Here is a 14,654-nt window from a genome sequence, read left to right as displayed (position 1 = left end):
CCCGCCCCCCCCCCCCCCCCCCCCCCACGACCACGCTTTCCCTCGCGCGTCAGCCACCGAGGTGCTTCAGCGCCTCCCGGCGGGACAAAGCAGACAGACCTGGGTGTGCGGCGACGAACTCGCGTACCCACTCGGGGTCCGTCTTCGCGTGCTCCCGCAGCGCCCAGCCGATCCCCTTGCGCAGGAAGAAGTCTCGATCGTCGAAGGTGACCTCGATCGCGTGCGCGAGCAGGCCGGTGTCCGTGCCGGTCTTCGCCCCGACCTGGCAGATCACGGCCGTCCGCCGCCGCCAGCGGTCGGGATCGCGGGCCCAGCTCGTCATGATCGGCGTCACCCGTTCGCGTTCGGCCCGCAGGATCGGGCCGATCCGGCGAATGGCCACCTCGTCGACGTGGTCCCACCAGGCGCCGGTCACGATCATTTCCTCGTAGAGCGGAATCAGGTCCGCGTCCTGATGACGTGTGTGTTCCTTCAGCCCGGTCAGGTCGATCGCGGCATAACGTTCCTCCCGGAACTCCGCCTCGCGCCACAGGATCTGCACGGCGTTGGAAAATGTCACCCTGTCGGGTAAAGGATGCGCGGCGAAGATCGGCTTCAGCATTTTCGCGCGAACGGGTTTCGGCACTCCGTGAAAAGGCATCGCCGACTTCATGTAGGCCTGCATCGACGCCGCTTTCCCCGGGTCGGCCACCCTGGTAAGTCCGCTGCGTACCGCGAAGATCAGCGCTCGCACCACCTCGGTCATGACCGTCCTCCCGGTGCCGGAACCCTAGACCGTACGACACCGCTACGCCGCGCTCGTGACCGCTGGATCTGAGGGCCGGATGCGCCGCAGATACCAACGAAAGGCGGATAGCGGAATACGTGTCGGTCGACCAGATTGTTCCCAGGTCTCGGTACTTTCTGCGTAACCGGGTCGAACGCGGACGTAAGGGAACACTGTGAAGAAATTCGTCGCCGCACTCGCGGCAGCGGGGATCGCCTTCGGCGGGATGGCGCTCGCGCCTGCCGCCACGGCCGCTCCCACCACGCCGGAGTCCACTCCGGCCCCGATCAGCTGGGGACCGTGTCAGAGCACCGGGTTGAAGAACGCCGGCGCCGAGTGCGGATTCCTCAAGGTCCCGATGGACTACTCCAGGCCGAAGAGCGGCGAGGTGTCGATCGCCGTCTCCCGGGTCAAGCACAAGGGCGCGCAGTACCAGGGCGTCATGCTGGTCAACCCCGGCGGCCCCGGCGGCTCCGGCCTCGGGCTCTCGGTGCTGGGCAAGTACGTGCCCAACCACGCCGGTGACACCTACGACTGGATCGGTTTCGACCCGCGCGGGGTCGGGTCCAGCAAGCCGGCGCTGACCTGCGACGGCAACTACTTCAGCTACAACCGGCCGGGCTACGTCCCGACCAGCCCGCAGCTGGAGAAGGTCTGGCTGGACCGCTCGAAGGGCTACGCGAAGGCGTGCGCCAAGAACGGCCCGATCCTCGAGCACATGAAGACCACCGACGCCGCGCAGGACATGGACAGCCTGCGCAAGGCGCTGGGCGAGAAGCAGATCAACTTCTACGGCTTCTCCTACGGCACCTACCTCGGCCAGGTGTACAGCACGCTGTACCCGAAGAACGTGCGCCGGATGGTGCTCGACGGCAACGTCGACCCGCGCAAGGTCTGGTACGAGGCGAACCTCGACCAGGACGTCGCGTTCGACAAGAACATCAAGATCTACTTCGACTGGGTCGCCAAGTACGACAGCGTCTACCACCTCGGCAAGACCGGGGACGCGGTCTACAAGCTGTGGACCGAGCAGCAGAAGAAGCTGGCCAAGACCCCGGCCGGCGGTGTCATCGGCTCTGACGAGTGGACCGACATCTTCCTGCAGGCCGGGTACTACGTCTTCGGCTGGGAGGACATGGCGAACGCCTTCGCCGGCTGGGTCCAGAAGGGCGATTGGCAGACCCTCAAGGCCCTGTACGACTCGTCCAACCCGCCCGGCGACGACAACGGCTTCGCCGTCTACAGCGCCGTGCAGTGCTCCGACGTCCAGTGGCCGACCAACTGGAACAAGTGGCGCTTCGACAACTGGATCACCTACTTCCGCGCCCCGTTCGAAACCTGGGGCAACGCCTGGTTCAACGCGCCGTGTGCGTTCTGGCCGGCGAAGTCCGGCAAGCCGGTCGACGTCGACGGCAGCAAGGTGGCCGGTGCGCTGCTGATCAGCGAGGAGCTCGACGCGGCCACGCCGTACGCGGGCAGCCTCGAGGTGCGCAAGCTGTTCCCGAAGTCGAGCCTGATCAGCGCTCCGGGCGGCACCACACACGCCGGTTCGCTCTCGGGTGTGGCCTGTGTCGACGACAAGGTCGCGGACTACCTGGCCAACGGGACGCTGCCGGTTCGCCAGAAGGGCAACCACTCGGACGCCCAGTGCGACGCGGTGCCCCAGCCGGTGCCCGCCGCGGCCGCCGCTCCCGCCCAGAAGGCGGACAGTGCGGCCATGCAGGAGAAGAAGGACCTGCTGCCGCAGCTGCTCCACGGCTGAGTGAGGTCTCACGACGGTGCCCCGGCCTGGTCCGCCATGCCGGGGCACCACTCTGAGCGCACCATGGTCGTCCAGGGTTCGCCGCCTTCCGGGAGGTACTGCCGGGTGAGCCGGGGAAAGCGCGCCAGGAAGACGGCCAGGTTCTCCGGTACCCAGTCGCCCCGCGGCCGCGCGTGCTCCCCGACGAAGCCCAGCTTTTCGTACAGCCGTTCGCGAGCGGCCACCTCGTTCTCCCGAGGAACCCGCCCGCTCGGGTCGAGCAGGTCGAGGACCAGGCTGCCGAGCTCCTCGGCGTCGTCCAGCTCGCCGGGCGTGCACGGCAGCCCGGCCAGCTCGTCCGGCTCGCCGACGACCCGTTCGTAGGTTTCCCGGCCGCGCAGGATCAACCAGCAGATCCCGGCGCGGAACCCGTCGTAGTCCGCGCCGGACAGCGCGATGCCGAACGCCGTCCACAGCGCCCAGCGCTCGGCGCGGCGGTGGATCCGCCGCAGCGTCCGGTGGAAGGAGACCAGCGTCGAATCCGGCAGCCGCTCCAGCATCGCGTGGAGCTGGCGCACCAGCCGCTCGCTCTCCGTCGTGCCGTCCGGCGGGCTCTCGTCCAGCGTGTCCCCCAGCCTGGCCCGCCTGATCAGCCGCCAGAATTCCTCGTCCCGCATGGTCACCCCTCAGTAGCCGTGTGTGATTGCCGAGGACGGTAGACCGGGGGTCCGACATTTTGCCGAACGCGACCGGCCGGGTGCCGCCGGTGACGAAAACTGTCGGGGGTGCTCGCTAGCTTGCGGGCATGACCATCATCGAAGAGCACCGGACCGAGGTCCGGGTCGGCACCAGCAGCTATCACATCCAGGTCGTCGCGCAGCCGAGCGACGACCGATCCGCACCGGGCCGCCGGGTCACGGTGACCGTCAACGGAGCCGGTCCGCAGGGCGAATGCCTGGTCGAGGGCCGGCTCGACGTCCAAGCCGAAGCGGTGCCCGTGCTCGCCGAGGTGCTCGCCGACACCCTGTGCACGTTCGCCGGGGCCGCCAGGCCCCAGCGGCGAAGACCGGGCGCCCGGCTGGCACAACAGGGCAGGCCGTGGACCGAGGAGCTCGACGCCGAGCTGGAAAGCCGATGGCAGGCGGGGGAGAGCGTCGAGGAGATCGCGCGGAGTTTCGAGCGCAGCCCCGGTGGTATCCGCGCCCGCCTGCCCAGGGTCGGCTGCGACCCGGAGAACCCGGGCGCCTATCTGCCGACGCCGCCCAGCCGCCGCGCCGAGACCGAGTGACGCGGGGTCGGCAGGCCGCCGCCACGGTGACGATCACCGTGGCGGCGGCCCTTCTGCCGCGCTCAGCGGCGTACCTGCCCTGCCCCCGGCGGATCGCCGCGCTGCCAAGCGCGCGGCGTGATCACCAGCGTCGGCACCGGGCCGTTCCCGAGATGCCTGGCGCAGAGGCGGGGATACCGCGCTCGCAGGGTGGCGAGGTCCTCGGGGATCCGGTCGCCGGTGGGCGGCCCGGGGTCGCCGATCGGGGGCAGCAGGTCGGTGAGCGTCTGCTCGAGTACCCGGCGGATCTGGTCGTCCTCCTCTGCGATCACCGGTTCGAGAATCTCCCGCGCCAGCAAGGAGATCCCACCGGCGTCGAGGATGTCGTCCTCGTCGAGGGTGAGCCCGGCCAAGGAGTCCGGCCGCCGCAGCGTGCGGGCGAAGGCCCGCCTGCCCCGCAGGATCAACCAGCAGGTCGCGTGGTGGAACTCGGCGTTGTCCGCTCCGCCGCGGGTCAGCCCGATCGCGGTCCAGAGCTGCCAGCGGTGGGCGCGCCGGTGCACGCGGTCCAGCTGGCGATGGAAGTTCACGACCCGGCTGAGCGGGAGCTCCTCGAGAAGCCTGCCCAGCTGGATCACTGTTTCGCGGCTGTCGGTCAGCCGCCATCGTCTTCGCAGCTCGTCCCGCGCTACGGCATGACGGCGTGCCATCCGCCGTGCGCGCCGGATCAGCTGCCAGAAGTCCTGCTCCCTCATGGTTTCCCCCTCGTTCCGGTTCCGTCTGGAAAGGACACTAGAACGAGGGGACGACACTTTCGCCGGACCGCGCACGACCGTGGGTCAGCCTCCGCCGTCGGCCCGGATCGCCCTGGCACCCGTCTCACGCGGGTGCGCGGCGATCGGCTCGAGCACGCACGCGCCCTCGGCCGACCGGCTCCCTTCGCCGCAGCAGTGGCTCACTGGGACGGTGGGCTAGCCGACCCTGAATTGATTGAGCTTGCATCAGTGTGCATAATCATCCGTATGACGGTGAAGATCGCGGTGGCCGGAGCCAGCGGGTACGCGGGCGGCGAACTCCTGCGCCTGTTACTGACCCATCCCGAGGTCGAAATCGGCGCGCTGACCGCCGCCGGCAGCGCCGGCACGCGGCTGCTGGAGCACCAGCCGCACCTGGCCCCGCTCGCGGACCGGGTCCTCGTCGAAACGACCCCCGAGACACTGGCCGGGCACGAGGTCGTCTTCCTTGCCCTGCCCCACGGTCACTCGGCGCGGCTCGCGGCACAACTCGGACCGGACGTGCTCGTCGTCGACCTCGGCGCCGACCACCGGCTCGCCGACGCCGCCGACTGGCAGCGCTGGTACGGCGGTGAGCACGCGGGCCACTGGCCGTATGGCCTGCCCGAGCTCCCCGGAGCCCGGGAGAAGCTCGTCGGCACCAAGCGGATCGCCGTCCCCGGCTGCTTCCCGACCGGAGGCTCGCTCGCACTGGCTCCGGCACTGGCCGCGGGGCTCGTCACGACCGAAGTCAACGTCGTCGCCGTGACCGGTACCTCCGGCGCGGGCAAGAGTCTCAAGCCGAACCTGCTGGGCTCCGAGGTGATGGGCTCGGCCAGCGCGTACGGCGTCGGCGGCGCCCACCGGCACACGCCGGAGTTCGCGCAGAACCTCGGCGCGGTCGCGGGGGAGCAGGTGACCGTTTCGTTCACCCCCGTGCTGGCACCCATGCCGCGCGGCATCCTCACCACGGCGAGCGCGCCGCTCAGGTCCGATGTGGACGAAGCCGCCGCGCGCGCCGTCTACGAGAAGGCCTACGCGGACGAACCGTTCGTCCAGCTGCTGCCCGCCGGGCGCTGGCCGACGACGGCCGCGGTCGTCGGCTCCAACAACGTTCAGCTGCAGGTCACCGTGGACGTCGACGCGCGCCGCCTGGTCGTCGTCGCGGCCATCGACAACCTGACCAAGGGCACCGCGGGCGGCGCGATCCAGTCGATGAACCTCGCACTCGGCTTCGAAGAAACCACCGGGCTTTCCACTGTAGGAGTGGCTCCATGAGCATTACGTCGCCGCAGGGCTTCCGGGCCGCGGGTGTCGCCGCCGGCATCAAGGCGTCCGGCGCGCTCGACCTCGCGCTGGTCGTCAACGACGGCCCGCTCGACGTCGCTGCCGGAGTGTTCACCCGCAACGTCATCAAGGCCGCGCCGGTGCTGTGGTCGCAGGAAGTCCTCAAGCAGCAGCGCCTCAAGGCCGTCGTGCTGAACTCCGGCGGGGCCAACGCCGCGACCGGCCCCGGTGGTTTCCAGGACACGCACGCGACCGCCGAAAAGGTCGCCGAGCTGCTCGGCTCCGGCGCGATCGAGGTCGCGGTGTGCTCCACCGGGCTGATCGGGGAGCGGCTGCCGATGGACGCCGTGCTGTCCGGCGTCGACTCCGCGTACAAGGCGCTCGACGCGAACGCCGACGCGAGCCTCGCGGCCGCGACCGCCGTGATGACCACCGACAGTAAGCCCAAGCAGACGCACGTGTCTCACCCTGGCGGGTGGAGCATCGGCGGCTTCGCCAAGGGCGCCGGCATGCTCGCGCCGAACCTGGCGACCATGCTTTCGGTCCTCACGACCGACGCCGTGGCGAGCAAGGAGGTCCTCGACCGCGCGCTGCGCGCCGCCACCCAGGTCACCTTCGACCGGCTCGACGTCGACGGCGGCACCTCCACCAACGACACCGTGCTCGTGCTCGCGTCCGGCGCCAGCGGCGTCGAGCCGACCGATGCCGAGCTCACCGAACAGCTCCTCGCCGCGAGCCTGGACCTGGTCCTGCAGTTGCGCGCGGACTCCGAGGGTGCGACCAAGGACGTCGATCTCACGGTCAAGGGCGCGGCGAGCGAGCCGGACGCGATCGCCGTCGGGCGCACGGTCGCCGAGGACAACCTGGTCAAGACCGCGCTGTTCGGCTCGGATCCCAACTGGGGCCGCATCGCGATGGCGCTCGGCCGCGCGCAGGCGCACATCGACCCGGACACCGTGTCGATCACCATCAACGGCGTCACCCTGTTCGCGAACGGCACCACCGCTTCGGACCGGTCCGAAGCCGACCTGTCCGGCCGCGCCGTCGAGATCGTGATCGATCTCGGTGTCGGTTCTCACGAGGCGACGATCTTCACGACGGACCTGTCCCATGGTTACGTCGAAGAGAACAGCGCTTATTCGTCATGAGTCCCTCGGAGGCCCTCATTCCCGCTGACGAAAGACTGGCGACAGCGGCGGAAAAGGCCGGCGTGCTCATCGAGGCGCTGCCGTGGCTGCAGCGGTTCCACGGCGCCACCGTGGTGGTCAAGTACGGCGGCAACGCCATGATCGACGACGAGCTGAAGCAGGCTTTCGCCCAGGACATGGTGTTCCTGCGGCTCGCCGGGCTCAAGCCGGTCGTCGTGCACGGCGGCGGCCCGCAGATCTCCGCCATGCTGAACCGTCTCGGCGTGCCGGGCGAGTTCAAGGGCGGCCTGCGCGTCACGACTCCCGAAACGATGGACATCGTCCGGATGGTCCTGGTCGGCCAGGTCAGCCGCGAGCTGGTCGGGCTGATCAACGCCCACGGCCCGTACGCGGTCGGCATCTCCGGTGAGGACGCCCGGCTGTTCACCGCCGAGCGTAAACAGGCCACTGTGGACGGTCAGCAGGTCGACATCGGGCTGGTCGGCGAGGTCGCCGCGGTCAACCCGGACGCGGTGCTCGACATCGTCAACGCCGGGCGCATCCCGGTGGTGTCCACGGTCGCCCCGGACATCGACGGGGTGGTGCACAACGTCAACGCCGACACCGCGGCCGGGGCCCTCGCGGCCGCGCTGGGCGCGGAGAAGCTGGTCGTGCTGACCGACGTCGAGGGGCTCTACGCGAACTGGCCGGACCGGTCGTCGCTGGTCGACCGGATCCGCGTGGACCGGCTCGAACAGCTGCTGCCGGGCCTGGCCAGCGGCATGATCCCGAAAATGGAGGCGTGCGCCCGAGCCATCCGCGGCGGGGTCCGCCGCGCCCACGTGATCGACGGCAGGCTCGCCCATTCGGTGCTGCTGGAGGTCTTCACCTCCCGCGGCATCGGCACCATGGTCTTCCCCGAAACGGAGCTCCCGTGAACCACCTCAAGTCCAATGTGGACGGCCAGGAGCACTGGCGGTCCGCCGTCATGGACAACTACGGCACGCCCTCGCTGACCCTGGTCCGCGGCGAAGGCGCCGAGGTCTGGGACGCCGACGGCAACTCCTATGTCGACCTCGTCGGCGGCATCGCGGTCAACGCGCTCGGCCACGCCCATCCTGACATCGTCCGCGCTGTCAGCGAGCAGATCACGCAGCTCGGCCACACGTCGAACCTCTACACCAACCCGGTCGCGGTCGAGCTCGCCGAGGCCCTGCTCGACGTCGCCGGGCTGACCGGCAACGGCAAGGTGCTGTTCGCCAACTCCGGCGCCGAGGCCAACGAGGCCGCGCTCAAGATCAGCCGGTTGACCGGCCGTACCAAGATCGTCGCCTGTGAGGGCGCCTTCCACGGCCGCACGATGGGCGCGCTGACGCTCACCGGACAGCCCGGCAAGCGGGAGCCTTTCCTGCCGCTCGTCCCGGGCGTCACGCATGTTCCCTTCGGCGACGTCGAGGCGTTGCGCGCGGCTGTCGACAGCGAGACCGCCGCAGTCTTCCTCGAGCCGATCCTCGGGGAAGCCGGGGTCATCCCGGCCCCCGACGGTTACCTGCACGCGGCCAGGGAGATCACCAAGGCCACCGGCACGCTGCTCGTGCTCGACGAGGTCCAGACCGGCATCGGCAGGCTCGGCAGCTGGTTCGCGTTCCAGCAGGCGGGCATCGTGCCGGACGTGATCACCCTCGCGAAGGGACTGGGCGGCGGGCTGCCGCTGGGTGCGGTCATCGGCGTCGGCGCGGCCGGGGACCTGCTGAAGCCGGGCCACCACGGCACGACCTTCGGCGGCAATCCCGTCTGCTGCGCGGCCGGTCTCGCGGTGTTGCGGGTCATCGCCCGCGACGGGCTCAACGAGCACGTCGCGGCGCTCGGCAAGGACCTGACCCACGGTATCGAGGAGCTCGGTCACCCGCTGGTCGCCGGGGTCCGGGGCACCGGGCTGCTGCTCGGTATCGCCCTGCGCGAACCGGTTTCCGGTCAGGTCGCCAAGGCCGCGCAGGAAGCCGGGTACCTGGTCAACCCCGTCGCGCCCGACACCATCCGGCTCGCGCCCCCGCTGATCCTGAGCGCCGGGCAGGCCGAGGGTTTCCTCGCCGCGTTGCCCGCAGCGCTCGACTCCACCACGAAGGACGACTGATGCCCCGCCACTTCCTGCGCGACGACGACCTCAGCCCGGCCGAACAGGCCGAGGTCCTCGATCTGGCCGACGAGCTCAAGGCCGCACCGCTGAGCTCGCAGGCGCTCAAGGGCAAGTCGGTCGCGGCGATCTTCGAGAAGAACTCCACCCGGACGAGGTTCTCGTTCGAGGTCGGCATCGCCCAGCTGGGCGGCCACCCGGTGATCGTCGACGGCCGTTCGATGCAACTGGGCCGCGAAGAGACCATCGAGGACACCTCGCGGGTGCTTTCGCGCTATCTCGACGCCTTGGTGTGGCGGACCTTCGCCCAGAAGCGCATCGACGCGATGGCGTCGGCGTCCCGGATCCCGGTGATCAACGCGCTCACCGACGAGTTCCACCCCTGCCAGGTGCTGACCGACCTGCAGACCATCCGGGAGCGCAAGGGAAAGCTCGCCGGGCTCACCCTGGTCTACCTCGGTGACGGCGCGAACAACATGGCGCACTCACTGCTGCTCGGCGGAACCACCGCGGGAATGCACGTGCGGGTGGTGTCGCCGGAGGGTTTCCAGCCCGACCAGCAGGTGATGCTCGATGCCAAGCACCGTGCGGCCGAGACCGGCGGCAGCACGACGGTGTTCACCGACCCGCACGCCGCGGTCGACGGCGCCGACGTGCTGGTGACCGACACCTGGACCTCGATGGGCCAGGAGAACGACGGGCTCGACCGCGTCGGCCCCTTCCGCGAACTGCAGGTCAACGCCGCGTTGCTGGAGCGCGCCGCCCCCGGGGCGATCGTGCTGCACTGCCTGCCCGCGCACCGCGGCTGGGAAATCACCGACGAGGTGATCGACGGCCCGGCCAGCGCCGTGTGGGACGAGGCGGAGAACCGGTTGCACGCGCAGAAGGCGTTGCTCGTCTGGCTCCTGGACGAGAAGCGACGATGACCGGGAGCAGGGCCGGGCGGAAGGCGAGAATTGCCGAACTGGTGTCCACAATGGCCATCCGCAGCCAGACGGAGCTGATGAAACGCTTGTCCGCGGAGGGCATCGAGGTCACCCAGGCGACCCTGTCGCGCGACCTCGACGAGCTGGGCGCGGTCAAGCTCCGCGGCGCGGACTCCGGCGCGCCGGTGTACGTCATCCCCGAGGACGGCAGCCCGGTGCGGGGCGTCCAAGGTGGCACGTCGAGACTGTCCCGGCTGCTGGCGGAACTGCTGGTCTCGGTGGACTCGTCGGGAAACCTCACCGTCCTGCGCACCCCGCCGGGCGCGGCACAGTTCCTGGCCAGCGCCATCGACAGGGCGGCGCTGGAGGAGGTCGTCGGCTCCATCGCCGGCGACGACACGGTCGCGGTGATCGCGAGGGAACCGCTCTCGGGCAAAGACCTGGCGGAGCGCTTCGCCGACCTCGCCTGGCGATCGCCCACCGCGGACCCGGACGGCGGCGAGGTGGTCAGCGGTGAGTGAGCGGATCGTCGCGGCACCTGAAGCGGAACCCACTAGCCATGAGACACGAGCGGAAAGAGGAAGAGCGTGAGCGGGAAAGACCAGCCGGTGCAGCTGTGGGGCGGCCGGTTCGCCAGTGGACCGGCCGAGGCGATGGCGGCGCTGAGCGCGTCGACCCATTTCGACTGGGTGCTGGCGCCCTACGACATCGCCGGTTCGCGCGCCCATACCCGCGTGCTGCACAAGGCGGGCCTGCTCACTGAGGCGGAGCTCGCCGGAATGCTCACCGCGCTCGACGCCCTCGCGGCCGACGTCGAATCCGGGGCGTTCACCCCGACGGTCGCCGACGAGGACGTCCACACCGCGCTCGAACGCGGCCTGCTGGAGCGCGCGGGCACCGACCTCGGCGGCAAGCTGCGTGCCGGTCGCTCCCGCAACGACCAGGTCGCCACCCTGTTCCGGATGTGGCTGCGCGACGCCGCCCGCCGTGTCGTCGCGGGCACTCTCGACGTCGTCGACGCGCTCGTTTCCCAGGCCCAGCGCCACCCGGACGCGATACTCCCCGGGCGCACCCACCTGCAGCACGCCCAGCCCGTCCTGCTCGCGCATCACCTGCTCGCGCACGGTCAGGCGCTGCTTCGCGACGTCGGCCGCCTGCGCGACTGGGACGTCCGCACCGCCGAGTCCCCCTACGGCTCCGGCGCGCTCGCCGGGTCCTCGCTCGGCCTCGACCCCGAAGCGGTCGCCGCCGAGCTGGGCTTCGACACCAGCGTCGACAACTCGATCGACGGGACGGCTTCGCGCGACTTCGTCGCCGAGTTCGCCTTCGCCGTCGCCATGCTCTCGGTCAACCTGTCCAGGATCGCCGAAGAGGTGATCATCTGGAACACCGCCGAGTTCGGCTACGTGACCCTTGACGACGCCTGGGCGACCGGCAGCTCTATCATGCCGCAGAAGAAGAACCCGGACGTGGCCGAGCTGACCCGGGGCAAGTCCGGGCGCCTGATCGGCAATCTGACCGGCCTGCTCGCGACCCTGAAGGCCCAGCCACTGGCCTACAACCGCGATCTGCAGGAGGACAAGGAGCCGGTGTTCGACTCCGTGGCGCAGCTGGAACTGCTGTTCCCGGCGATCGCGGGCATGGTCGGCACCCTGACCTTCCACATCGATCGCCTCGCCGCACTCGCGCCCGCCGGTTTCACCCTGGCCACCGACATCGCCGAATGGCTTGTCCGCCAGGGCGTGCCGTTCCGCGTGGCGCACGAGGCCGCTGGGGAGAGCGTGCGCGTGGCCGAGGGCCGCGGCGTCGGGCTCGACGAGCTCACCGACGAAGAGTTCGAGAAGATCAACCCGGCGCTCACCCCGGACGTGCGAGAGGTCCTGACGGTCGAGGGCTCCGTCCGGTCGCGCGACGCGCGTGGCGGGACAGCACCCGAACGGGTGGCCGAACAGCGGGATCGTCTCATCGCCAGGGTGAGCGGACACCGGCACTGGGTGAAGTAGCCGTCCAGGGTGGTCCTCGTGGCCCGGATAAACTCGCGGGCACGATGATCACCAGGCAGGGGAGTCGGCAGTGACCGTGGCGAGCGGCCGGTTGTTCACCCGCGAGGAGCTGGCACTCGACCCGGTCGAGCTGGCGGGGCTCCTGCTCGGCGCGGTGCTCGAGTCGACCGGGCCCGACGGCACCGTCGCGGTGCGGCTGGCCGAGGTGGAGGCGTATCGCGGGCTCGACGATCCGGCGTCGCACTGCTACCGCGGCCGGACCCCGCGCAACTCGGTGATGTGGGGTCCCGCCGGTCACCTGTACGTGTACTTCGTCTACGGCATGCACTTCTGCGCGAACGTGGTCGGCACCGTGGACGGGCAGCCGGGCGCTGTCCTGCTCCGCGCGGGTGAGGTCGTGTCCGGGCACGACGTCGCCAAGGCGCGGCGACCGGCGGCCAGGGGGAGTGGGGCGGTCGCGAAGGGGCCCGCGATCCTCACCTCGGTGCTCGGTGTCGATCGGGTGCAGAACGGCGTCGACCTCACCGATCCGGGTTCACCCGTCCGGTTGCTGACCGGGGAGCGCGTACCGCCGTCCGAGGTGCGCACCGGGCCCAGGGTCGGCGTCGCGATGGCCACGGAGACCCCATGGCGGTTCTGGATCGACGGCTCCCCGGCCGTCTCGGCCTACCGCCGGGGCGGGCGCCGCCGCGGACCCGCCCAGTAATCGGTTGACCTGGTAAGCGAGGATCTACAGGTGTGAGTGAGCACATCCTTGACGAACTGTCCTGGCGCGGCCTGATCGCGCAGTCCACCGACATCGACGCCCTGCGTCGCGACCTCGACGCCGGCCCGCTCACGCTCTATTGCGGATTCGATCCGACCGCGCCCAGCCTGCACGCCGGCAACCTCGTGCCGCTGTTGATGCTTTCGCGGTTCCAGCGTGCCGGGCACCGGCCGATCGTGCTGGCGGGCGGCGCCACCGGGATGATCGGTGACCCGCGCGACACGGGGGAGCGGACGCTCAACACCCTCGACGTCGTCGCCGAATGGGCCGGTCGCATCCGAGGGCAGCTGGAGCGGTTCGTCGACTTCGACGACAGCCCCACCGGCGCGGTGGTCGAGAACAACCTGAACTGGACGGGCAAGCAGACCGTCCTCGAGTTCCTGCGCGACGTCGGGAAGCACTTCCCGGTGAACACGATGCTCAACCGTGAGACCGTGAAGCGCCGTCTCGAGACCGACGGCATGTCGTACACGGAGTTCAGCTACTTGCTGCTGCAGTCCCAGGACTACCTCCACCTGCACCGCGAGTACGGCTGCAAACTGCAGGTCGGCGGCTCGGACCAGTGGGGCAACCTCGTCGGCGGGGTCGACCTCATCCGCCGGACCGACGGCGGCAGCGCGCACGCGCTGACCGCGCCGCTGGTGACGGACGCGGAGGGCCGCAAGTTCGGCAAGTCCACCGGCGGCGGGAACCTGTGGCTCGACCCGGCCATGACCTCGCCGTACGCGTGGTTCCAGTACTTCGTCAATGTCGGCGACGGGGACGTGCTCCGCTACCTGCGGATGTTCACCTTCCTCACCCAGGAAGAGCTCGCCGTGCTGGCCGAGGACACCGAACAGCGTCCCCACCTGCGTTCCGCGCAGCGCCGGCTGGCCGAGGAGTTCACGACGCTGGTGCACGGTGAGGGCCAGACCAAGCAGGTGCTCGCGGCCAGCCAGGCCTTGTTCGGCAGGGGCGAGCTGCACGAGCTGGACGCGAGCACGCTCGACGCCGCGATGGCCGAGGTGCCGGACGGCGAGGTCAAGCTCGCCGAAGAGCCCACGATCGTGGAGTTGCTGATCGCGGCCGGCCTGGTCGACGGCCGCGGCGCGGCGCGGCGCACCGTCAAGGAGGGCGGGGCGTACGTCAACAACGCCAAGATCACCGACGAGGAGTGGAAGCCGTCCATGGCGGACGCGCTGCACGGCCAGTGGCTGGTCGTCCGCAAGGGCAAGCGGAACTTCGCCGGCGTGCGCGTACAGGCTTGAGCCGCGCCGGGCCTGAAACAGGGCGCTGAGCTGCGGGAACGTAGCTAAGGCACCCCCCTGTTTCGGGCCTGGTCCGCCCATGTAAGGTTCTGCAAGTCGCCAGGGAAACCCGGCGGCCACGGGAACACGAACCAAGCTCACACCGGTTGGTGGTAGAGTGGGTATTTCCACCCGGAGCGGCAACCAGTCCCCCACTGAAGCGCAAGCTTCGACGCTGGGGTAGGGTGCACTTCGGATCAACTTGCTAGGAACAATTCGCTTCAGGTAAGGCCTCGTGGTGGGGCGCGATCTGCGGTGTGTTGCTTGAGAACTCAACAGTGTGCTAGTGAACTAAGCCAGTAGAGCTTATGTATTTTAACCTCGTTTGAGGTTCCTTTGAGATTGAGAGTATAGTCTCGATCAAACAATTCATTGTTGGAGAGTTTGATCCTGGCTCAGGACGAACGCTGGCGGCGTGCTTAACACATGCAAGTCGAACGATGAAGCCTTCGGGTGGATTAGTGGCGAACGGGTGAGTAACACGTGGGCAATCTGCCCTGTACTTTGGGATAAGCCTTGGAAACGGGGTCTAATACCGGATATCACTTCTCTGGGCATCCAGGGTTGTTGAAAGTTCT

At 69.5% G+C, this 14,654-nt stretch carries 14 protein-coding genes and 1 rRNA gene; 12 read left to right on the top strand and 3 right to left on the bottom strand.

The window, feature by feature from the left end; translation table 11 throughout:
* Positions 1-49: 49 nt before the first annotated feature.
* Positions 50-745: a DNA alkylation repair protein gene (locus QMK34_RS01995; RefSeq protein WP_326410713.1), complete on the bottom strand. Its 696-nt coding sequence runs from the start codon at positions 743-745 to the stop codon at positions 50-52.
* A gap of 196 nt (positions 746-941) precedes the next feature.
* Between QMK34_RS01995 and QMK34_RS01990 the strand changes: the two genes are divergently transcribed.
* Positions 942-2,528 (top strand): alpha/beta hydrolase, encoded by a 1,587-nt coding sequence (locus QMK34_RS01990; protein ID WP_326410711.1) that lies wholly within the window; start codon positions 942-944, stop codon positions 2,526-2,528.
* A gap of 8 nt (positions 2,529-2,536) precedes the next feature.
* Here the strand turns inward: QMK34_RS01990 and QMK34_RS01985 are convergent, their stop codons facing one another.
* Entirely contained in the window at positions 2,537-3,184 is a 648-nt protein-coding gene (locus QMK34_RS01985; RefSeq protein ID WP_326410709.1) for a DUF4240 domain-containing protein, read from the bottom strand.
* A 128-nt stretch (positions 3,185-3,312) separates the two neighbouring features.
* Here QMK34_RS01985 and QMK34_RS01980 point away from each other — a divergent pair, with 128 nt between their 5' ends.
* A complete protein-coding gene (locus QMK34_RS01980) occupies positions 3,313-3,795 on the top strand; it encodes a helix-turn-helix domain containing protein (protein WP_326410707.1) in 483 nt (160 codons plus the stop codon).
* Positions 3,796-3,857: 62 nt separating this feature from the next.
* Here the strand turns inward: QMK34_RS01980 and QMK34_RS01975 are convergent, their stop codons facing one another.
* Positions 3,858-4,529, bottom strand: coding sequence for a DUF4240 domain-containing protein (locus QMK34_RS01975; RefSeq protein ID WP_326410705.1), 672 nt, complete (start codon positions 4,527-4,529; stop codon positions 3,858-3,860).
* Between the two features lie 267 nt (positions 4,530-4,796).
* On the opposite strand from QMK34_RS01975, the gene argC reads away from it, so the two are divergent.
* The 10 genes from argC to QMK34_RS01925 all read left to right on the top strand — a co-directional run.
* The gene (argC, locus tag QMK34_RS01970) at positions 4,797-5,825 is read left to right on the top strand and encodes an N-acetyl-gamma-glutamyl-phosphate reductase (RefSeq protein ID WP_326410703.1); all 1,029 of its coding nucleotides are present in this window, start codon (positions 4,797-4,799) and stop codon (positions 5,823-5,825) included.
* A complete protein-coding gene (gene argJ / locus QMK34_RS01965; protein ID WP_326410701.1) occupies positions 5,822-6,982 on the top strand; it encodes a bifunctional glutamate N-acetyltransferase/amino-acid acetyltransferase ArgJ in 1,161 nt (386 codons plus the stop codon). The genes argC and argJ overlap by 4 nt, the downstream gene beginning before the upstream one ends.
* Positions 6,979-7,899: an acetylglutamate kinase gene (gene argB / locus QMK34_RS01960; protein WP_326410697.1), complete on the top strand. Its 921-nt coding sequence runs from the start codon at positions 6,979-6,981 to the stop codon at positions 7,897-7,899. The genes argJ and argB overlap by 4 nt, the downstream gene beginning before the upstream one ends.
* Positions 7,896-9,095, top strand: coding sequence for an acetylornithine transaminase (locus tag QMK34_RS01955; protein ID WP_326410695.1), 1,200 nt, complete (start codon positions 7,896-7,898; stop codon positions 9,093-9,095). The genes argB and QMK34_RS01955 overlap by 4 nt, the downstream gene beginning before the upstream one ends.
* Positions 9,095-10,021 (top strand): ornithine carbamoyltransferase, encoded by a 927-nt coding sequence (argF, locus tag QMK34_RS01950; protein WP_326410693.1) that lies wholly within the window; start codon positions 9,095-9,097, stop codon positions 10,019-10,021. Before QMK34_RS01955 ends, argF begins: the two co-directional genes overlap by 1 nt.
* Positions 10,018-10,542, top strand: coding sequence for an arginine repressor (locus tag QMK34_RS01945; RefSeq protein ID WP_326410691.1), 525 nt, complete (start codon positions 10,018-10,020; stop codon positions 10,540-10,542). The genes argF and QMK34_RS01945 overlap by 4 nt, the downstream gene beginning before the upstream one ends.
* A gap of 66 nt (positions 10,543-10,608) precedes the next feature.
* Positions 10,609-12,024 (top strand): argininosuccinate lyase, encoded by a 1,416-nt coding sequence (argH, locus tag QMK34_RS01940; protein ID WP_326410689.1) that lies wholly within the window; start codon positions 10,609-10,611, stop codon positions 12,022-12,024.
* A gap of 76 nt (positions 12,025-12,100) precedes the next feature.
* Positions 12,101-12,730, top strand: a complete 630-nt coding sequence (locus QMK34_RS01935; RefSeq protein ID WP_442785084.1) for a DNA-3-methyladenine glycosylase — start codon at positions 12,101-12,103, stop codon at positions 12,728-12,730.
* A gap of 32 nt (positions 12,731-12,762) precedes the next feature.
* Positions 12,763-14,037, top strand: a complete 1,275-nt coding sequence (tyrS, locus tag QMK34_RS01930; RefSeq protein WP_326410685.1) for a tyrosine--tRNA ligase — start codon at positions 12,763-12,765, stop codon at positions 14,035-14,037.
* Positions 14,038-14,448: 411 nt separating this feature from the next.
* Positions 14,449-14,654 (top strand): 16S ribosomal RNA (locus QMK34_RS01925); the annotation flags it as partial.

Origin of the sequence: Amycolatopsis sp. H20-H5 (assembly GCF_035828755.1) — a bacterium.
In the GTDB taxonomy this organism is placed as follows: domain Bacteria; phylum Actinomycetota; class Actinomycetes; order Mycobacteriales; family Pseudonocardiaceae; genus Amycolatopsis.
The sequence above is the reverse complement of the archived record's forward strand: the minus strand, read 5'-3'. Positions and strand labels throughout refer to the sequence as shown.